The sequence below is a fragment of the Bordetella bronchiseptica genome, assembly GCF_900636925.1.
Classification (GTDB): Bacteria; Pseudomonadota; Gammaproteobacteria; order Burkholderiales; family Burkholderiaceae_B; genus Bordetella; species Bordetella pertussis.
Genome location: NZ_LR134326.1, coordinates 4673410 through 4695697, shown reverse-complemented (window position 1 = coordinate 4695697; position 22288 = coordinate 4673410). Strand labels below are relative to the sequence as shown.

At 68.6% G+C, this 22288-nt stretch carries 11 protein-coding genes; all 11 read left to right on the top strand.

From position 1 onward, the window contains the following. Window positions 1–175: 175 nt before the first annotated feature. The 11 genes from EL288_RS21895 (at window position 176) to acuI (ending at window position 22245) form a co-directional block, all read left to right on the top strand. Entirely contained in the window at window positions 176–6904 is a 6729-nt protein-coding gene (locus EL288_RS21895; RefSeq protein ID WP_126622031.1) for an autotransporter-associated beta strand repeat-containing protein, read from the top strand. Window positions 6905–7181: 277 nt separating this feature from the next. Then, window positions 7182–7313 carry an entericidin A/B family lipoprotein gene (locus EL288_RS21885; protein WP_003807750.1) on the top strand — a complete coding sequence of 44 codons (132 nt, stop codon included), beginning with the start codon at window positions 7182–7184 and terminating at the stop codon, window positions 7311–7313. Window positions 7314–7759: 446 nt separating this feature from the next. Then, entirely contained in the window at window positions 7760–14662 is a 6903-nt protein-coding gene (batB, locus tag EL288_RS21880; RefSeq protein ID WP_126622030.1) for an autotransporter BatB, read from the top strand. A gap of 51 nt (window positions 14663–14713) precedes the next feature. Continuing rightward, window positions 14714–15295 (top strand): ureidoglycolate lyase, encoded by a 582-nt coding sequence (locus EL288_RS21875; protein ID WP_033446648.1) that lies wholly within the window; start codon window positions 14714–14716, stop codon window positions 15293–15295. 311 nt (window positions 15296–15606) lie between these two features. Continuing rightward, complete coding sequence (locus EL288_RS21870; protein ID WP_003807753.1) at window positions 15607–16584, top strand: Bug family tripartite tricarboxylate transporter substrate binding protein; 978 nt, start codon at window positions 15607–15609, stop codon at window positions 16582–16584. A gap of 13 nt (window positions 16585–16597) precedes the next feature. Beyond that, window positions 16598–18172 (top strand): class I adenylate-forming enzyme family protein, encoded by a 1575-nt coding sequence (locus tag EL288_RS21865; protein ID WP_080707674.1) that lies wholly within the window; start codon window positions 16598–16600, stop codon window positions 18170–18172. A gap of 7 nt (window positions 18173–18179) precedes the next feature. Next, window positions 18180–18920 (top strand): IclR family transcriptional regulator, encoded by a 741-nt coding sequence (locus tag EL288_RS21860; RefSeq protein ID WP_003807755.1) that lies wholly within the window; start codon window positions 18180–18182, stop codon window positions 18918–18920. 23 nt (window positions 18921–18943) lie between these two features. Continuing rightward, entirely contained in the window at window positions 18944–19708 is a 765-nt protein-coding gene (locus EL288_RS21855; RefSeq protein WP_010925816.1) for an enoyl-CoA hydratase/isomerase family protein, read from the top strand. A 44-nt stretch (window positions 19709–19752) separates the two neighbouring features. After that, entirely contained in the window at window positions 19753–20088 is a 336-nt protein-coding gene (locus EL288_RS21850) for a carboxymuconolactone decarboxylase family protein (protein WP_003807759.1), read from the top strand. Between the two features lie 53 nt (window positions 20089–20141). After that, entirely contained in the window at window positions 20142–21122 is a 981-nt protein-coding gene (locus EL288_RS21845; protein WP_003807761.1) for a Bug family tripartite tricarboxylate transporter substrate binding protein, read from the top strand. Window positions 21123–21222: 100 nt separating this feature from the next. Then, complete coding sequence (acuI, locus tag EL288_RS21840) at window positions 21223–22245, top strand: acrylyl-CoA reductase (NADPH) (RefSeq protein WP_003807763.1); 1023 nt, start codon at window positions 21223–21225, stop codon at window positions 22243–22245. Window positions 22246–22288 lie beyond the last annotated feature (43 nt).

Below are 22288 nucleotides of genomic sequence, written 5' to 3'. Positions count from 1 at the left end.
ATACGGGAAACGTGGGGCTCTGTTCATATGTCATTGCCCGTGATACCTTGGTTTGCATGCGGTGCTCTTTGTGGAAGGCATGTGTAGAACGTAACGTCATCTCGTCTCCAAATGTAGTTCCTGAAAACCATGTTGCCTGGGTGTAACAAGGATTTCGAATTTGGGAGGTAAAGATATGCCGCAGCGTAGCCAACCTTTCAATTCCTATACCGGTCATTCGGGAGTGCGTGGTCATGGTGTGGCGCCGACCGTGTTGGTTCTGGCGCTGGGCTTTCATGGCACGGCGGCGTGGGCCAACTGTCAAACCGCGGGCAGCGCGGTCACCTGTGACGCGAGCAGTCCGAACCCCTACACCGGCACGGTGGGAAGCGGAGCGAGCAGCGGCAATCTGACCATTACCGTGGGACCGGGCGCACGGATCGAATCCGGCAATGCGCATGCCATCAGCGTGGGCACGGGAAACACCATTTCGCTGGACGGCAATGCGCAGGTGAGCAATTCCGTGACGACGGGCGGGCCGGGCAACTACAACGCCGGGCTCAACACCATCGAATTCGAGCATACCAATACGCTGATGATTGGCGCCGACGCGCGCGTTGCCGCTGAAGGCACGGATCCGGCGGCGCACGCCATCGCATTTACCGGTCGCACCAACGTGGTCACCAACTACGGCACGGTATCGTCGGCCAGCGGCGCGGCAATCTGGAACCAACTTGAAGACAACTATGTCAGCAACACCATCTACAACTATGGCGTGATCGAGACGACGGCCAACGGCGGCAATGCGGTCGTGATCGGCAGCGCTACCGGCAACGGTGCTACCGATAGGGGCATGAGCCTCTATAACTATGCCGGTGGGCGCATTGTGGGCAACGTGGTGCTGGGCGAAGGTGACGACACCGTCAGGTTGGAGGCCGGGTCGACGCTGACAGGATCCCTGGACGGCGGGGCGGCGGGCACCGATGTGCTGTACCTGGAAGGTACGAGCGGATCGGGCGAGTTGACCCAGGATATAAGCAATTTCAATGAAATCAACAAAATCGTCAACGGGTCGACATGGACGCTGGCCGGATCGCTTGGCGCAAATAGCTCGGGGAAGGCCACGGTCGTCAATGCCTACAACGGTGAACTGATTGTCACCGGCGACAACAGCGCGGCCACGGCGGGCAGCATGATGACGGTCTGGGCGGGGGCGCGTCTGCAGGTGAATACGACCAGCGCCATGGCGGCGATTCAGTCCAACGGCAGCGGCGTAGCGGCCTTTTCCCAGCAAACCGACGGTACCTATGCGGGTGTGCTGAGCGGTAGCGGAAATTTTGCCAAGGAAGGTGCGGGGTCGCTGACATTGACGGGTGTCAATACCTACACTGGCACCCTGCAGCTGAAGGAGGGCAAGGTCATCGTCTCGGCGGCTGAGAACCTGGGTGGGGCCAACTCCATGCTGGAGTTCGATGGCGGCACGTTGAACACGACCTCGGATATGACGAGCGTCCGCCGTGCGAGCATCGCCGCGGGAGGCGGTACGTTCGAGGTGGCAGGCGGCACGACGCTGAACTGGACGGGCCGAGTGGTCGGCAACGGTACGCTGGTCAAAGAAGGTGCGGGAACGCTGGCCCTTTCCGGGTTTAACGCTCACGGCGGCACGATCGTCAATGCCGGCACAGTGCAGATCTCGAACGACTACGGACTTGGCAATGGCGCGTTGACGCTCAACAACAGCCGTCTGGCCAGCACGGCCGACATCTATACGGAAGCCGCGGCTACCGTGAACGGCAACGGTACGTTCGACACCGCGAACGGGACAACCCTGCAATGGATGGGCGACATAGGCGGCGCCGGCGCGCTGGTCAAGACCGGCGCCGGTACGCTGCTGCTCGGGGGCGACAGCCTGTACGCCGGAGGCACGGTGGTCAATGCCGGCACGGTGCAAGTGTTCAAGGACGCGAGCCTGGGGGGCGGCGCGTTGACATTGAATAATGCGAGTCTGGCAAGTCTGGGCTCTTTTTCGACGGCGCGCGCGGCCACGCTGACGGGCAACGGCACCTTCGACACGGCTACCGGCACGACGCTGGGATGGACCGGGGACATAGGAGGCGCCGGCGCGCTGGTCAAGACCGGCCAGGGCACGCTGGTGCTCGGTGGCGACAACCAGTATGCGGGCGGCACGACGGTCAATGCCGGCGCGGTGCAGGTTTCGCGCGACGCGAACCTGGGCGCCGCGGCCGGCGCGGTGGCGCTCAACGATGCGCGCCTGGCGAGCACGGGTACGTTCTCGACGGCGCGCGCGGCCACGCTGACGGGCAACGGCACCTTCGACGCGGCTACCGGCACGACGCTGGAATGGACCGGCGACATAGGCGGCGCCGGCGCGCTGGTCAAGACCGGCCAGGGCACGCTGGTGCTCGGTGGCGACAACCAGTATGGCGGTGGCACGACGGTCAATGCCGGTACGGTGCAGGTTGCGCGCGACGCGAACCTGGGGGTCGCGGCTGGCACGGTGGCGCTCAATGGCGGCACGCTGGCGGCATCGGCGGGTTTTACGAGCGCTCGCGGCGTGACCATCGGAGCGGGTAACGGGGCGATGTCGGTGGCCAGCGGCGCGAGCCTGGACTGGCAGGGCCTGATCGGCGGCACGGGCGCCCTGGCCAAGGAGGGGGCGGGCACGCTGGTGCTGGGTAACGACAACCAGTATGCGGGCGGCACGGTGGTCAACGCCGGCACGGTGCAGGTTGCGCGCGATGCGAACCTGGGTGCCGCGGCCGGCGCGGTGACGCTCGATGGCGGCACACTGGCGGCATCGGCGGGTTTTACGAGCGCTCGTGGCGTGACCATCGGCGCCGGCAACGGGGCGATGTCGGTGGCCAGCGGCGCGAGCCTGGACTGGCAGGGCCTGATCGGCGGCACGGGTGCCTTGATCAAGGAAGGCGCGGGCACGCTGGTGCTGGGTAACGACAACCAGTATGGCGGCGGCACGACGGTCAATGGCGGCACGGTGCAGGTTGCGCGCGATGCGAACCTGGGTGCCGCGGCCGGCGCGGTGACGCTCGATGGCGGCACACTGGCGGCATCGGCGGGTTTTACGAGCGCTCGTGGCGTGACCATCGGCGCCGGCAACGGGGCGATGTCGGTGGCCAGCGGCGCGAGCCTGGACTGGCAGGGCCTGATCGGCGGCACGGGTGCCTTGATCAAGGAAGGCGCGGGCACGCTGGTGCTGGGTAACGACAACCAGTATGGCGGCGGCACGACGGTCAATGGCGGCACGGTGCAGGTTGCGCGCGACGCCAACCTGGGTGCCGCGGCCGGTACGGTGGCGCTCAATGATGCGCGCCTGGCGAGCACGGGTACGTTCTCGACGGCGCGCGCGGCCACGCTGACGGGCAACGGCACCTTCGATACGGCCACCGGCACGACGCTGGGATGGAGCGGCGACATAGGCGGCGCCGGCGCGCTGGTCAAGACCGGCCAGGGCACGCTGGTGCTCGGTGGCGACAACCAGTATGCGGGCGGCACGACGGTCAATGCTGGCGCGGTGCAGGTTGCGCGCGACGCCAACCTGGGTGCCGCGGCCGGCGCGGTGGCGCTCAACGATGCGCGCCTGGCGAGCACGGGTACGTTCTCGACGGCGCGGGCGGCCACGCTGACGGGCAACGGCACCTTCGATACGGCCGACGGCACGGCGCTGGGATGGACGGGCGACATCGGCGGCGCCGGCGCGCTGGTCAAGGAAGGCCTGGGTACCCTGGTGCTGGATGGCGACAACCAGTATGCGGGCGGCACGACGGTCAATGCCGGTACGGTGCAGGTTGCGCGCGATGCGAACCTGGGTGCCGCGGCCGGCGCGGTGACGCTCGATGGCGGCACACTGGCGGCATCGGCGGGTTTTACGAGTGCTCGTGGCGTGACCATCGGAGCGGGTAACGGGGCGATGTCGGTGGCCAGCGGCGCGAGCCTGGACTGGCAGGGCCTGATCGGCGGCACGGGTGCCTTGATCAAGGAAGGCGCGGGCACGCTGGTGCTGGGTAACGACAACCAGTATGGCGGCGGCACGACGGTCAATGCCGGTACGGTGCAGGTTGCGCGCGATGCGAACCTGGGTGCCGCGGCTGGCGCGGTGACGCTCGATGGCGGCACACTGGCGGCATCGGCGAGTTTTTCGAGTGCTCGTGGCGTGACCATCGGCGCTGGCAACGGGGCGATGTCGGTGGCCAGCGGCGCGAGCCTGGACTGGCAGGGCCTGATCGGCGGCACGGGTGCCTTGATCAAGGAAGGCGCGGGCACGCTGGTGCTGGGTAACGACAACCAGTATGGCGGCGGCACGACGGTCAATGGCGGCACGGTGCAGGTTGCGCGCGACGCCAACCTGGGTGCCGCGGCCGGTACGGTGGCGCTCAATGATGCGCGCCTGGCGAGCACGGGTACGTTCTCGACGGCGCGCGCGGCCACGCTGACGGGCAACGGCACCTTCGATACGGCCACCGGCACGACGCTGGGATGGAGCGGCGACATAGGCGGCGCCGGCGCGCTGGTCAAGACCGGCCAGGGCACGCTGGTGCTCGGTGGCGACAACCAGTATGCGGGCGGCACGACGGTCAATGCCGGCGCGGTGCAGGTTGCGCGCGACGCGAACCTGGGCGCCGCGGCCGGCGCGGTGGCGCTCAACGATGCGCGCCTGGCGAGTACGGGTACGTTCTCGACGGCGCGCGCGGCCACGCTGACGGGCAACGGCACCTTCGACACGGCCGACGGCACGACGCTGGGCTGGGCGGGCGACATCGGCGGCGCCGGCGCGCTGGTCAAGACGGGCCAGGGCACGCTGGTGCTGGATGGCGACAACCAGTATGGCGGCGGCACGACGGTCAATGCCGGCACGGTGCAGGTTTCGCGCGACGCCAACCTGGGTGCCGCGGCCGGCGCGGTGGCGCTCAACGATGCGCGCCTGGCGAGCACGGGTACGTTCTCGACGGCGCGGGCGGCCACGCTGACGGGCAACGGCACCTTCGATACGGCTGACGGCACGGCGCTGGGCTGGACGGGCGACATCGGCGGCGCCGGCGCGCTGGTCAAGGAAGGCCTGGGCACCCTGGTGCTGGATGGCGACAACCAGTATGGCGGCGGCACGACGGTCAATGCCGGCACGGTGCAGGTCGCGCGCGACGCAAACCTGGGCGCGGCAGGCGGCGCGGTGCGGCTGCAAGGCGCCACGCTGGCCAGCACGGGCAGCTTTGCCTCGGCGCGCGCGCTCACGCTGGGTGCGGCCGGCGGCACCTTCGCCACGCTGGGCGCGACGACGCTGGGCTGGGATGCGGCCATCGACGGCGCGGGCGGACTGACCAAGACCGGCGCCGGCGATCTGGTTCTTTCGCAGGCCAACACCTATGCCGGGCCGACCTTGATCAAGGAAGGCCGGCTGGCCGTCAATGGCAGTATCGCCAGTCCCGTGACCATCGATCCTGGCGGGGTGCTGGGCGGCACGGGCCGGGTCCTGGGGGCGGTGGCCAATAGCGGCACGGTGGCGCCGGGCAATTCCATCGGAACCCTGACCATCGTGGGCAACTACGCGGGCACCGGCGGGCGGTTGGAAATGGAGGCGCAGCTTGGCGGCGATGCTTCGCCGGCCGATCGGCTGGTCATCGATGGTGGCGCTGCCACTGGCAGGACCGATGTGGTAGTGATCAATCAGGGCGGCCTGGGCGGGCAGACCGACCAGGGTATCCCGCTGGTCGTGGCGCGCAATGGCGCGACGACGACGGCGGACGCCTTCAGCCTGGCATCGCCCGTGGCCGCGGGCGCCTATGAGTACAAACTGCTGCGCGGCACGCCTGATGGCACGGCAGCCAATGCACAGAACTGGTACCTGCGTTCGGGTCTGCTGGTGCCGCCGGCTGAAGTGCCCGGCGGTGGACCCGGCGGCGCGCCCGAGCCGGAATTCATTCCGTTCTATCGGCCGGAGGTGGCGCTGTACGCCGGCGCACCGATGCTGATGCGGGCCGTCGGCCTGCAGGCGTTGGGCACGTATCACGAACGTACCGGCGAGCAGGGCCTGATGACGCGGGACGATCCCGACCCCGTGCGGCGCGGCGCGTGGACACGCGCTTTTGGACGGACGTTCGAGCGCTCGGGTAGCGGCGATGTGGATCCGCGCTTCGACGGACACGTGGCGGGCTTGCAGGCCGGCGTTGATCTCTACGCCCGCCGCTCGGACCAGGGCCATGCCGATCTGGCCGGGGTTTTCGGCGGATACGCGAACGCGCGCGGACACATGGACGGTTTCGCGCGGGGAGAAACCGGTGCCTATGCCGGCAAGCCGGACCTCAATGCCTACTACATCGGTGGCTACTGGACGCACATTGGACCGAGCGGCTGGTACGTGGACGCGGTGCTGGCCGGTACGCGCTACGAGCAAAAGGCCAAATCGAGCAACGACCTGCGCACCGAGGCCAAGGGCTGGGGCGTGACCGCGTCGGTGGAGGCGGGCTACCCGGTGCCCATCGGCGAGAAATGGCATATCGAGCCGCAGGCGCAATTGGTGTACCAGCGCCTGACCGTGTCCAACGGCGAGGACGATGTGTCGTCGGTGTCGTACCGCACCCCCGACAGCGTGACGGCGCGCCTGGGCGCGCGCCTGTCGGGTCAGTACGCGTACAACACGACGCAACTGCGGCCGTTCATGGAAGTCTCCCTGCTGCGCGACTTCGCGGGTACCGACACGGTGACGTTTTCCGGCATCGACCGGATCGACTCGCGGTACCAGGCAACGGCCGTGGACTTGACGGCGGGCCTGGTGGCGCAGGTCCGCAAGGACGTGGGCCTGTGGGGGCAGGTGGGCTACGGAAAATCGATCGGCGGCGGCGACGGCAGCGATCGAGGCTGGGCCGCCAGCCTGGGGCTGCGCATCGAATACTAGGCGGCGCCGGCAAGCGCGGGACGCACGCGCGTCCCGTCCGGCATTCCGATCTTCCCGGGGCGTGGGCACGCCGCTTGCTGGGGCGTGGGCGCACAGGCCGATCGCTTGCATGGCAAGCGGTACGAGTGCGCCTTTTTACCGACCGAGGAAGACAATATGAAGACCTGCATCCATGTCCTTGCCGCCGTATCGGGCGATGCTCGGGACCAGCACGAGACGGACGCCGAGATGCGCGACGGCAAGTAGCCGCGACCCATTCCACGACAAGGAGCCAATCATGAACAACCGTATCCGGGCGGCCCTGCTTGCCGCCATCACGCTCGTCGCGCTGGCGGGCTGCAACACCATGTCGGGCGCCGGCAAGGACATCGAGCGCGGCGGCGAAAAAATCCAGGAGAAGGCGCAGTAGCAGCACCTCGGCCGGGGCGCGTTGCCGCTCCGGCAAATCCGCACGACAGGCGCGCGAACGCGCGTTCCACGCATCGCGTCATCCAGACGCTGTCCGGCATCGCGCCGGGCGCAGGCGATTTTTTCAAACGCAATGTACTACTAGGTCGAGATCATTCCTACTCGACCAAGCTGATGGCGCCTGCATCTTTCGATGCCGAATCTCCCTAGGATTTCTTGATTGCCGGTGTCAGTAGTCACTGGCAAGCAAGCTGGGAAGACTACGAATTCCTGTCTGGTTTCCGTCGCCACGCACGTGCACGGCCACTGACCGCGTCAGATCGCCACGGCCGTACCGACCAATTCGCTGCGTGGCCGCTTCATCCCTCTTGCTTCATCCATAAACCTTACCAGCGTCGTGGGGTGATCCCTGCGTGCGCCCATACATTTCATTTCGCGGGAGAAATCATGAGACGGTTAAAGGCCCAGGCTTTCGAGGGCAGCCGCAGCAGGCCGGCAGGACATGGGGTGGCGCCTACCTTGCTGGCGCTGGCCCTGGGGTTCCAGGGGGCGGCGGCGTGGGCCAATTGCACGACGTCAAACGGTGCTACCACTTGCACCAACGCCAACGGCTCTCATACCAACAAGGTGGGCAGTGGACCGAGCGGGATGAACGAACGCGTCACCGTGAATCAGGGGGCGCGCATCGAGACAAACGCCAGCGCGGCGATCAGTGTGGGAACGAGCGGGCAGGTACGAATCGAGGGCGGTGCAGTAGTGCAAAGCACGGTCAATACTGCTGCGTCCGGCCAGTACGCCAAAACGCTGGAAGCAGCAAGCAATAACAATATTTCCATCCAAGTAGGCGCGCAGCTCCTGGCCAAGGGCAGCGCTTCGCAGTCCAGCGCGTTGGGATTGTCAGGCGCCGGCAATACCGTCACCAACCATGGCACGATCCGGGCCGATAATGCCGCGGCAATCTGGATCACTGCCAATACCGCCAATGCGGCCAATACCATCGATAACTACGGGACTATCGAAACAGTGCTCAATGGCGGCTACGCCAACGCCATCGGCAGCACGCGGAACAACAGCGCCACGGGCGCTGGCGTGACGGTACGCAATCATGCCAACGGGCGCATCGTCGGCAACGTGAAGTTCGAGGCTGGCGACGACAGCGTCATACTCGACGGCGGCTCTACCATCACCGGATCCTTGAACGGTGGCAGCGGCAACAACAGCCTGACGCTGAAAGCCGGCGACGGCACGCTGGGCCGCGCAATCCGCAACTTCGGCACGATCACCAAGCAGGAGGCTGGAACCTGGACCCTGAATGGCCAGGTCGGCCGCAACGACAACAACCTCAAGTCCACGGTCAAGGTGGAGGGCGGCACGCTGGTCTTGCGCGGCGACAACAGCGGCGCCACCCAGGGCGGCGTGTTGCAGGTGTCCGCCGGCGCTACGGCGGATGTAACTGCCGCCAGCGCCATGCAGTCCATCAGCAACGCCGGCACGGTTCAGTTCACGCAGGACAGCAATGCCGCCTACGCCGGCGTGCTGAGCGGGACCGGGAGCATCGTCAAGCGCGGCGGCGGCGACCTGACGTTGACGGGCAACAACACCCATACCGGCAAGGTGGTGGTGGAGGCGGGCAGCCTCAGCGTATCGGCGGCCAACAACCTGGGTGGCGCAGGTAGTTCGGTACAGCTCAAGGGCGGCGCCCTCGCCCTCAAGAAAACCATCGCCGTCAATCGCGGCCTGACGCTCGATTCCGGGGCGCAGACGTTGATCATCGAGCCGGGAACAACCACGACCTGGCAAGGCCAGGTCAGCGGCGCCGGCAAACTGGTGACCCAGGGCGGCACGCTGGTGCTGGAGCACGCGTCCAATACGTATAGCGGCGGTACGGAGATCAACAACGGAACGCTGCGGGCGGCGCATGACGCCAGCCTGGGTTCCGGCACGTTGGCGCTCAAGAACAGCCAGCTGGCCGCCACGGACAGCTTCACGGCCACGCGTGCATTGACGCTCGCTGGAAACGAAAGCATAGACGTCGCAGCCACCAAGATACTCAGTTGGAACGGCGAAATCAGCGGTGCCGGCACCCTGGTGAAGGAAGGCCAGGGGACCTTGCTGCTGCGCGGAACCAATCAGCAAAATGGCGGCACGACCGTCAATGCCGGTACGCTGCAGATATCCCGCGACGCCAATCTTGGCCGAGGGGCGCTGGCGCTGAACGACGGCACGCTGCAGAGCACCGGCAGCTTCGCGACCTCGCGCGCGGCCACCTTGCGCGGCCAGGCCACCATGGAGGTCGACGCTTCGCATACCGTGACCTGGAATGGCGAGCTGAGCGGCGGCGGCATGTTGCGCAAGTCAGGCCAGGGCACGCTGGCCCTGGCCGGCGCCAACACGTACTCGGGTGGCACGGTGGTCGAGGCCGGCGCGCTTCGGGCAGGACACGAAGACAACCTGGGACGGGGCGCAATAACCCTGCAGGGCGGAGATCTGCTTGCCGGCGGCAGTTTTTCGAGCAACCGCGATCTCACGCTTGTCCGCGGTTCCTTGGACGTGGCTCGCGACGCTACCCTGACCTGGAACGGTGCGATATCGGGCGCCGGCGATCTGGTCAAAACGGGGGACGGGACTCTGGCGCTCACTGGCGTCAACGAGTACGCCGGCCAGACCGTGCTCAGGCAAGGCAAGCTGCGCGTGGCCAGGGAAGAAAGCCTGGGCGGCGGTGCGCTGGTGCTGGAAAACAATACGGTGTTCGAGAGTGCGGGCTCGTATGCCATCGGGCGGCGAGTCACGCTCAAGGGCGCGCCCAAGGTGGCAACGCCCGCGGGCGACACGCTCGAATGGCGCGGCACGGTCGACGGCGACGGCAAGCTGTACAAGCAAGGCGGCGGCACGCTCGTGCTGAGCGGCAACAATACCTACGCCAAGGGCGTCGAGGTCTGGGGCGGGGTCGTGCAAGTCTCTCGCGACCAGAACCTGGGCGCGGCCAATGGCGCGGTCACGCTCAACGGCGGCGGGTTGGCGGCCAACGGGGATTTCACCAGCAATCGCCAGCTGGAGCTGACCGCCGGGGCCAAGGCCATCGACGTCGCGGCCGGCAAGGACGTGACGTGGCGCGGTGTCGTCAACGGCGCCGGCGCGCTGACCAAGGCCGGCGACGGCACCTTGAGGTTGGAGGGCGTCAACACCTACACCGGTGGCACGCGCTTGCAGGGCGGCACCGTGCAGGTATCGCGCGACAACAACCTAGGCCAGGCCGCCGGCGCGGTCACGTTCGACGGCGGGCGGCTGGCCAGCACCGGCAGCTTTGCGACCGCACGCGCGGCCACGCTCAACAACGCCGGCCAGATCGATACCGCCCAGGGCACCACGCTGACGTGGAACGGCGCCATTGGCGGCAAGGGCGAGCTGCGCAAGCAAGGGGCGGGCACCCTGGTGCTGGGCGGCGCCAACACTTACCAGGGCGACACCCGCGTCGAGGCTGGCACGCTGCAGGTGTCGGCCGACGCCAATCTGGGCCAGGGCGCCGTGCATCTGCACGACAGCCGGCTGGCGACGACCGGTACCTTCGCGACCTCGCGCCGTCTGGAGTTGACCGGACGTGGCACGGTGCAAGCGGCTGCCGCCGCCACGCTGGATTGGCGCGGGACGGTGGCTGGCGCCGGCACGCTGGTCAAGGAAGGCGCAGGCACGCTGGTGCTGGCCGGCGACAACCAGCATGCCGGCGGCACCGAGGTCAGGGCCGGCACGCTGCAGGTATCGCGCGCCACCAACCTGGGGCCCGGCGCGCTGGCGCTGGAGAACGCGGCGCTGGCCACGACCGCCAGCTTCACGGCCACGCAGGCGGCCACCCTGACCGGCAACGCCGCCATTGACACGGCCGCCGGCACCACGCTGGGATGGGAGGGGGCCATCGGCGGAACCGGCAGCCTGCACAAAAAGGGCGAGGGCAAGCTGGTGCTGGTCAAGGACAACCACCATGACGGCGGCACCACCATTCACGCCGGCACCCTGCAGGTGTCGCGCGACGCCAACCTGGGCTCGGGGCAGAGCGCGGTGACGCTGGATGGCGGCGCCCTGGCGGTTTCTGCCGGGTTCTCCAGCGGGCGCGAGATCGTCGTGGGCGCCGGGCACGGCGCGCTTTCGGTGGCGGGCGGCCACACCCTGCAATGGCAGGGCCAGGTCGGCGGGGCGGGGACGTTGACCAAGACGGGCGACGGCACGCTCGTGCTGGAGCACGACAATACCCACGCCGGCGGCACCCGGGTTACCGGCGGGGTGCTGCGCGTCTCGCGCGACGAGAATCTGGGCGAAGCGCATGGCATGCTGACGCTCGACGGCGGCACGCTGTCTGCCACCGCCGGGTTCGCGAGCCGGCGCAACGCCACCGTGGGCAACGGCGGCGGCCGGATCGTCGTCGCCGACTCCGCCACGCTGGATTTGCAGGGCGACGTTGCCGGCGCGGGCCGGCTGGTCAAAGAGGGCGCGGGCATACTGGCCCTGGGCGGCACGAACACCTATGCCGGCGGCACCGTGGTCGAGGCCGGCACGCTGCGGGTCGCGCGCGACGCCAACCTGGGCGGCGGCGCGCTGATCCTGAACAACAGCCGCCTGCATGCGACCGCCGGCTTTGCCACCGGCCGCGATGCGACCCTCTCCGGGCGCGCCTCGATCGACACTGATGACCGGGCGACGCTGCAATGGCGCGGCACGGTCGATGGCGCCGGCAGGCTGGTCAAGCAGGGCCTGGGCACCCTGGTACTGGACGGCGACAACCGGTACGCGGGAGGCACCGAGGTCAATGCCGGCACGCTGCAGGTCGCGCGCGATGCCAACCTGGGCGCGGGCGACGTGGCGCTCAATGGCAGCCGCCTGGCCGCCACCGCCAGCTTCGCGACCGCGCGCACGGCCACGCTGAGCGGTGCGGCCGCCATCGACACGGCCGACGGCGTCACCTTGGACTGGAATGGCCTGCTCGACGGTGACGGCGCCCTGGTCAAGCAGGGCAACGGCACCCTGGCGCTGGCCGCGGCCAATCGCTACGGCGGCGGCACCATCGTCAAGGCGGGCGCCGTGCGGATCGCCCGCGACGCCAACCTGGGGCGGGCCGGCACAGGCGTAACGCTGGACGGCGGCGCGCTGGCCACCACGGCGGATCTCGCGACCGGCCGCGCGGCGACCCTGGGCGCGGCCCACGGCACGCTGGAGGTGGCCGCCGGCACCCGCCTGGACTGGAACGGGGCGATCGGCGGCGCCGGCGCGCTGACCAAGACCGGCGCCGGCACCCTGGCGCTGAACCACGACAACCAGCATGCCGGCGGCACCCTGGTCCACGGCGGCACGCTGCGCATCGCCCGCGACGCCAACCTGGGCGCGGCGGGCACGGCGGTGACGCTGGACGGCGGCACGCTGGCCACCACGGCATCGTTGGCGCTGGATCGCGCGCTGCGCGTCGGGGCGCGCAATGGCGTATTGCTGCCGGACGCGGGCACGACCCTGGATTGGCGGGGCGTGGTCGCCGGCGCGGGCAAGCTGACCAAGGCCGGTCCGGGCATGCTGGTGCTCAGCGCCGACAACCGTCATGGCGGCGGCACGGCAGTCACCGGCGGTACGCTGCAAGTCTCGCGCGACGCCAACCTGGGCGCGGCGGCCGGCGCCCTGACGCTGGACGGCGGCACTTTGCTGAGCACCGCCAGCTTTGCCTCGGCGCGTGCCGCCACCCTCGATGCCGCGGGCGGCACCTTCGTCACCCGCGACGGCACCCGGCTGGATTGGGACGGCGCGATAGGCGGGGCGGGTGGCCTGGTCAAGGAGGGCGCCGGCGAGCTGCGGCTTGGCAATGCCAATACCTACCAGGGGCCGACCCGCATCGCCGCCGGCCGCCTGGCCGTCAACGGCAGCATCGCCAGCCCGGTCACGGTCGAGCAGGCTGGCGTGCTGGGCGGCACGGGCCGCATCGTCGGGGATGTGGCCAACCGCGGCGTGGTCGCGCCGGGCAACTCGATCGGCGCGTTGACGGTAGCCGGCAATTACGCTGGTACCGGCGGCAGCCTGGAAGTGGAGGCGGCGCTTGGCGGCGACGCCGCGCCGGCCGATCGGCTGGTGCTTGACGGCGGCGCGGCCAGCGGTGTCACGCCGGTCGTGGTCAAGCCGCAGGGCGGGGTGGGCGGCCTGACCCTGCGCGGCATTCCGGTGGTCGTGGCCCAGGGTGGCGCCACGACCGCGCCCGGGGCCTTCCGCCTGGCGCAGCCGCTGGTCGCGGGCGCCTACGAGTACCAGTTGCTGCGCGGCGCGGGCGACGGCGCCGCGGCGCAGGCGCAAGACTGGTACCTGCGTACGTCCCGCGTCGAGCGCGACAAGGCGGGCAGGATCGTCAAGGTCGTGCCCTTCTACCGGCCCGAGGTGGCGCTGTATGCCGGCACGCCGATGCTGATGCGCATGACAGGCACGGAAATGCTGGGCAGCTATCGCGAGCGGGCGGGCCAGACTGGTGCGGTGTCGCCCGAAGCGGGCGCCACGGCCGCGCGCGGTGGATGGGCGCGCACCTTCGGCCGCCGTTTCGAGCGTTCCGCCGGCGGCGAGGCCGCGCCGTCCTTCGACGGCCATTTGGCCGGCGCGCAACTGGGCGCGGACCTCTACGCGCGCAGCTCGGGCACGCGGCATACCGACGCCTTCGGGGTGTTCGGCGGATATGCCACGGTGCGCGGCGACGTGCATGGCCTGGCGCGTGGCGAAATCCAGGCCGTGGGGACGTCCACGCTGCGGGCCACCCAATTGGGCGCCTATTGGACCCACACTGGTCCGGGCGGCTGGTACATCGACACGGTGCTGGCCGGCACGCGCTACAGGCAGCAGACGAAGTCGTCCGCTCAGGTCGGCGCTGTCAGCCGCGGCTGGGGGATGACGGCTTCGGTGGAGGCGGGCTATCCGTGGCAGCTCAACCCGCGCTGGCGCATCGAACCGCAGGCCCAGGTGGTGTATCAGCAACTGGGCATTGCCAATGGCGCCGACCGCGTGTCCACGGTGTCGTACAAGACGCCCGATGCGCTGACGGCTCGGTTAGGTACGCGCCTGTCGGGCCAGTACGCATACGGGAAGGCGCAGTTGCGGCCGTTCATGGGCGTATCGCTGCTGCACGATTTCACCGGCGCGGACACCGTCACGTTCGCGGGCGCGCATGGCGTACGCGCCAGCCGCCAGAACACGGCCGTGGATCTGAAGGCGGGCGTGGACACGCAGCTGGGCAAGAGCGTAGGCCTGTGGGGGCAGGTAGGCTACGGCAAGTCGGTCGGCAGCGGCGACGGCAGCGACCGTGGCTGGAGCGCCAACCTGGGGCTGCGCGTGGCGTATTGACCAGAGGCCAGGCCGGCCGCTCGGCGGCCGGCATTGCGGCTATATTGGCGTATGCCGACCACTACGCCCGCCCTGCGCCCGCAAGTCCTGACCGAAGCCGCCTTCGCGCCTTATGGCTGGATGCTGGGCAAGCCGCTGCCTGCCGGCGACGATGTGCCGCGGTTCAGCAACCCGGCCACCGATTTCTGGCAGGAGCATGTGTTCGACACCGGCGTTGGCGCCGGCAGGGAGACGGAAGTGCTGTGGGTCAATTACCGGGTCAGCCAGCCCGGTTTCGACACCCTGGAAAAGCACCTGCTGACCCAGCAGGCCATCGTGCCGCTGACCGGCGCCATCGTGCAGATCGTCGCGCGCAGCGCGTTCGACGGCAGTCCCGACCTGGCCAGCCTGGCCGCTTTCGTGGTGCCGCCGGGGCAGGGCATTTGCATGCGTCCGGGCTGTTGGCACGCCACCCGGATTTCCGGCGGCGAAGTGACCTGCCTGATGCTGACACGCCGATCGACCACCCTGGACCTGGTGCGCCACCTGCATGGCGAGCCGGCCCGCGAAAGCGAAATCGTGGCCATCGTGCCGCATGGGCTCGACCTGCCTGCGCGGCCCACGACGGAGGGGCCGTCCCCGCACGGGCGCTGACGCCCGTGGCAAGACGTGCCTGTCCCCGCCGGGGGAGCGACACCTGCGGCCAGGGTGCCTGTCCCCGCGGGGACAGGCACCCGTCAAGCGACGGTATCTGTTCTTTCCCGCCTGCAGCCCACGTTTTGAGACGGCCCTTACGGGCCGTTTTTCTTGCGTGCGTCACGCCGATTCCGCTTGCGCGGGAAATATTTGTCCCGTAGTATGGGATCAAATCTCAATTTACGGGATTAATAAAAAGCCGCGCCAGCGGCTGCCATCACCCACTGCGCGACTGGGCTGCCTTCAGTCTGCGCATCAGGAGACAAACGATGTACCGAATCGTCAGCGCGCTTGCGGTGTCCGTTACCTGCCTGGCCGGCATGGGCGCCGCGCAGGCGGACCAAGGCGCGGCCGCCTACCCCGACAAGCCCATCAAGATCGTCATTCCCTATTCCGCGGGCGGGGGCACCGACCAGTTCATGCGCATCGTGTCCGAGCGCGCCTCCCGGGTGCTCGGCCAGCCCATCACCATCCTCAACAAGCCGGGCGGCAGCACCGTGATCGGCGTGAACGCGGTCATCGGCGCCGCGCCCGACGGCTATACGCTGCTGGTGTCCACCAACACCAGCTACACCCTGATCCCGTACGTGATGTCGCCGCCACCCTATGCGCCCGAGAAGTCGCTGGACTACGTGGCCACGCTGGGCCAGACGTCCATGGTGCTGACCGCCAACAAGACCATGCCGTCCGATCTGAAGACGGTCCTGGACTCGGCCAGGCAGAGTCCCGGCCGCTACACCTACGCCACGTATGGCGTGGGCTCGTCGACCCATCTGGCGGGCGAGGTGTTCATGAACGATACCGGCGTCGAGTTCCGCCACATTCCGTACAAGGGCGTGGAGGCGGTGACCGCGCTGGCCGGCAACCAGGTGGACCTGATGATCGACGGCATCAACGCCGCGGGAACCATGCTGGATGCCGGCAAGACCCAGGCGCTGGTGGTGCTGCAGCGCACCCGCTCGCAATTCCTGCCCGACACGCCGACGCTGGTCGAGGCGGGCTACCCCGAGGCCGCCGAGAACGTCATTTCCTATGTGATGGCGGCGCCCAAGGGCACGCCGGCAGCCGTCATCGACAAGCTGCAGAAGAGTTTCGCCGAGGCCCTGCGCGACCCCGGCGTGCTGGCCCAGGCCAAGGCCATGCGCACCGAGGCGGCCTTCAAGGGGCCGGCGCAGACGCAGGCGTTCGTGGACAGCCAGTCGGCCTTGTTCAAGGACATCGTCGCAAAGAAAAACATCAAGTTCTGAACAGGCAAGGGCAATGAGCAGTCTCGAACAGCAAATGCAGCCGCCGGGCCAGACCTGGTGGGACATCATCGAAGCGCACGCGCGGCGCTTTCCGGAACGCGACGCGCTGGCGCACGGCGATGGCGCCATCACCTATGGCGAGCTGGTCGCGCGGGTGCGGCGCTGCGCCGCCGGCCTGAGCGCACGCGGCATCGGCGCGGGCGATTGCGTGGCGCTGCTGGCCCCGCCCACGCCCGACCCCATGGTCTGCCTGCTGGCCGCGGCGCGGTTGGGGGCGTTGTGGGTCGGGCTGAATCCCAGGTACCAGGCGCGCGAAATGGCCTATGTGATCGGCCACGCGCAGCCCAAGCTGGTGCTGTCGGTGCGGGAGTTCGAAGCGCGCCGCTACGCCGATGACCTGGAAGCGGCGCTGGCCACGCTGGCGCCGCAGGCCCGGCGTCCCGAGCTGCTGTACTACGACAGCCAGGCGTCCTGCGACGAGGCAATGCTGCACGCGTTGTGCGACGCGCCGGATGCTGCGTGTCCGGCGCCGTTCGACGATGCCGCCCAGCCCTGCATGCTGGTCTACACCTCGGGCACCACGGGCAATCCCAAGGGCGTCCTGCTGAGCCAGACGGCGCTGATCTATCGCTCTACCGTGCAGGCCCGCACCTTCGCCACGCGCAGCCACCCGGTGGTCATCAACTTCGCGCCGATCAACCATATCGGCGGCATGCACTTCCGGGGGCTGTCGCAGATCCTGGCCGGCGGCACCATCATCTACCAGGAGCGCTACCGGCCGGCCGAGGTGATGGGCCTGATCGAGAAGCATCGCGTCAACATGCTGATGCTGGGCTCGACCATGCTGCAGATGCTGATCCGCGAGCCGTCCTTCGACATGTCCATCATGCGCGGGATGGAGTGGTTCATTTTCTCGGGCGCGGCCATTCCCATGCCCATCCTGCAGCGCGTCAAGGAGCACTGCCCGCGCATCGGCTCCACCTACGGCCTGACCGAATCGTGCGGGTCGGTCAGCTACATCGTCGCCAGCGATTCGCTCGAGGCGGCCGCCTATACCGTGGGGCGCGCCATTCCCGAAGGCCAGTTGCGCGTGGCCGACGAGCAAGGGCAGCCGCTGCCCGCCGGGACCCAGGGCGAGCTGCAGGTGCGCGGTCAGTACTGCATGAATGGCTACCTGCGCGACGCCGCCGCCACGGCCGGCGCCTTCACGCGGGACGGCTGGCTCAAGACCGGCGACATGGCCCAGCGCGAGGACGACGGCAACTTCCGCCTGGTCGGGCGCATCAAGGAAATGTATAAATCGGGGGGCTACAACGTTTACCCGCGCGAGATCGAGGTCGTGCTCGAGCAGCACCCCAATGTGCTGATGTCGGCCGTCATCGCCGTCGACGACGAGCTCTACCAGCAGGTCGGCCACGCGCACCTGATCCTCAGGCCCGACACCGAGGTGTCGGAACCGGAGCTGGTGCAGTGGTGCCGCGAACGCATGGCCAACTATAAAGTGCCCAAGCGCATTTTCGTCCGCAACTCACTACCGATGCTGTCCATAGGCAAGGTCGACAAGATTGCCTTGCGGCAGCAGCACTAGACCATCCATGTCCAATCCGCTGAACCGTTACCACCACATCCTGCACGCCATCGCCGGCCGTCCCGGCGGCCTGTCGCTGGCCGACCTGGCCGCCGCCACCGGCCTGCCGCGCAGCACGACCCATCGCATGGCCACCACCTTGCGCGAGATCGATTACCTGGGCCAGGACGACGCCAGCGGCAACTTCGTGCTGGGCGATGGCCTGATCGGCCTGATGCGCAGCAGCCTGGCCCAGGACAGCAAGCTGGCGCTGTTCGATCCCGCCTTGAATTTCGTGGTGGGACGCCTGGAGGAAACCGCCTTTTGCGCGCGGCTGTGGAACGACGAGGTGGACCTGGTGCAGGCGGTCACGCCCACCCGCAAGGACCAGCTGTACATCTACCCGGGCGTGGGCGGCCGGCCGCTGGACAAGTGCTCGTCGAGCAAGGCCATCCTGGCCTACCTGGATCCGGCCCGCATCCAGGCGCTGCTCGAACCGCTGGCCAGCAGCACCCCGGGGCTGCGCGTGGACACCTTGATGCAGGAGCTCGACCAGGTGCACCGGCAGGGCTTTGCCATCTGCGACGGCGAAATCGACGAAGGGGTGCTGAGCGTCGCCTGCCCGGTGATGAGCGGCCCGGCGCGCGGCCTCTACAGCATCGGCGTGGTCGGCCCCGCCGCCCGCCTCAAATCGCATGACCTGCAGGAAATCGTCGAAGTCCTGCACTCGGCCGCCGACCTGGCCGCCGCCGAACTGCTGAACAGTTAGCGACTCACAAGGGGAACACCGCTATGAAGGAAATCATTTCGCTGGAGAAAACAGGCGCGGTGGCGACGGTCACCATAGACCGCGGCGGCAAGCGCAATGCGCTGAGCCAGGAGATGGTGCTGCGCCTGACAGATATCGCGCTGCAGCTGCAGCAGGACACCTCCGTGGCGTGCATCGTGCTCAGCGGCAACCAGAACGAATTCTCGGCCGGCATCGACCTGGGCGATGCCACGCGCTGGAGCCTGGACGACAAGACCCAGCTCGAGCGGCGCGCCATCGCCTTGCGCGGCACCCGGCTGTGCAAGGCCTGGGAAGACCTGCCGCAGATCACCATCGCCGCCGTCGAGGGCATGAACGTGGGCGGCGGCATCGCGCTCACGCTCGCCTGCGACTGGCGCGTCATGGGCAAATCGGCCTTCCTGTTCGTGCCCGAAGTGCAGATCGGCATTCCGTTGGGATGGCAGACCATTCCGCGCCTGGTGAACCTGGTCGGCCCGGCGCGCGCGAAACAGATCGTGCTGCTGGGCGAAAAGATGTCGGCCGACACCGCGCTCGAATGGGGCGTGGCAGATTTCGTCGTGGCCGACGGCGCGGCCTGCGCCCATGCCCAGGACCTCGCAGCGCGCATCGGCAAGATGCCCGAGCTCGCGGTGCGCATGTCCAAGCAAAGCATCAACGCGTATGCCAACGCGCTGAACCACCTGGGCAGCCACATGGACGTGGACCAGGCCATGCTGTGCGGCCAGACCCAGGACGCCGTCGCCGTGCGCGATCGCTACGCCCGGTAACGGCGGCACCTTTCAATCATTCACTCACCCATAAAGGATCAATCATGCTGGACTGGAACCAATACCGCTCGGAACTGATGACGCGCATCGGCGAAATCGCCAAGGCCAGCCCGGAAACCGTCAAGGGCTATCAACAGCTTTCGGCGGCCGGCAAGCAGACCAATCAGCTGGACGCCAAGACGCGCGAACTGATCGCGCTGGCGGTGGCCGTCACCACCCGCTGCGACGGCTGCATCGCGGTGCACGCCAAGGCGGCAACCGACAACGGCGCCACCAAGGGCGAGATCGCCGAGGCGCTGGGCGTGGCCGTGGCGCTGAACGCCGGCGCCGCGCTGGTCTACTCGGCCCGCGTCATGGACGCCGTGGACGCCGCCCAATAACCGCCGCGCCGTCGCGGCGCACCCGGTACAAAACCATACAAGGGGAATAGGGAATGTCGAGACTTGCACGCTTGCTGCTGGCCGGCTGCTGCGCGCTGGGCGCCGCGGCGCCCGCCGGCGCCGGCAACTGGCCGGCCGGCCCGGTCACGTTCATCGTGCCGTTTCCGGCCGGTGGCTCCATGGACACCTTCTCGCGGCCCATCGCCGGGCAGCTCAGCAAGGAACTGGGCGTTCCCGTCGTGGTATCCAACCGCTCCGGCGCGGGCGGCGGCGTCGGTATCGCCGCCATCGCCCGCGCCGCGCCCGACGGCTACACCATCGGCATGTCCAGCGTCGGCAACATGGCCATCAACCCGCATATCTATCCCGACCTTCCCTACAGTCCGCTCAAGGACTTCACGCCGATCGGGCTGGCGGGCCGCTTCGTCAACGTGCTGGTGGTCAACAGCAAGATCCCGGCCCGCAATGTCCAGGAGCTGATCGAACTGGACCGCAAGAAGCCCGGCAGCATCACCTTCGCCTCGGCCGGCAACGGCTCGACCAACCACCTGTCCGGCGAGCTGCTCAAGCAGCTCACCCACACCAGCTTCCTGCACGTGCCGTACCGGGGCAGCGGCCCGGCGCTGGCCGACGTGGTCGCGGGCAACGTGGCGTTCATGTTCGACACCCTCAACACCTCGATGCCGCTGATCGAATCGGGCGCCTTGCGCGCGCTGGCCGTGACCAGCGCCGAGCGCAGTCCCTTCCTGCCCGACGTGCCCACCATGAACGAAGCGGGCGTGGCCGGCTACGCCAAATCGGGCGAAGACCTCTGGTGGGCCATCATCGCGCCCCAGGGCGTGCCGGCCGACGTGCGCGACAAGCTGAATGCGGCGCTCAACAAGGCGCTCGGGTCTCCCGCCTTGCAGGCCCAGGTGCGGGCCCAGCGGGTCGAGACGCTGACCAGCACCCCGGATGCGCTGCAAACCATATTGCGCGACGACTACAACCGCTGGGGCGGCATCGTGCGCGATGCCGGCGTCAAGCTGGATTGACGGGGCGCGCGCCCTCCGTGGCGCGCGCGCCGCCCGGCTGCGTAAACTGGAGGCGTTCCTGGACGAAGCGCGAGACCGGCCTCGGCCAGGCCCCCGGGCCATGCCCTGCCTGGCCCGCTTCGAGGAGGCTTCCATGTTCGACGCCCTGCTGCTTACCCAGAACGACGACCGCGCCATCGTGGCGCAACGCGCCCGGCTCGACGAGGCGCAGTTGCCCGATGGCGACGTGCTGGTCGACATCGCCTGGTCCACAGTCAACTACAAGGATGCGCTGGCCATCACCGGCCGGATTCCCATCGTGCGGCAATTCCCCATGGTGCCCGGCATCGATTTCGCCGGCACCGTGCTCGAAAGCCATGACTCGCGCTACCGCGCGGGCGACGCCGTGCTGCTCAACGGCTGGGGCCTGGGCGAAGCCCACTGGGGCGGCCTGGCGCGCAAGGCGCGCGTCAAGGCCGACTGGCTCGTTCCCATGCCCGGCGGCATGGACGCGCGCCGCGCCATGGCCATCGGCACGGCCGGCTACACCGCCATGCTGTGCGTCATGGCCTTGCAGCGCGCCGGCGTCAGCCCAGAGGCGGGGCCGGTGCTCGTCACCGGCGCCAACGGCGGCGTCGGCACCATCGCCATCAGCCTGCTGGCGCGGCTGGGCTTCGAGGTGCACGCCAGCACGGGGCGCCTGAACGAAGCCGACTACCTCAAGCAGCTGGGCGCAACCGAACTGATCGACCGCGCCACGCTCAACCAGCCTGGCAAGCCCCTGCAGAAGGAACGCTGGGCCGCCGCGGTCGACAGCGTGGGCAGCCACACCCTGGCCAACGTCTGCGCCAGCATCCGGTACGGCGGCACCGTCGCCGCCTGCGGCCTGGCGCAAGGCATGGACTTTCCCGCCACGGTCGCGCCCTTCATCCTGCGCGGCGTCACCCTGGCCGGGATCGACAGCGTCTACGCGCCGTTCGCGCGCCGCGCCGAGGCCTGGGGCCGTCTGGCGAGCGAATTGCCGGCCGAAATCACCGATGCCAACACGCGCGCCATCACGCTCGACGAAGTGGTCGACCTGGCGCCGCGGCTGCTGGCGGGCCAGGTGCGGGGCAGGGTGGTGGTGGACGTCGGCGCCGGCTGACGCGGATATAGCCAGTAAAACTGAATAAACCTTCGGATAATTC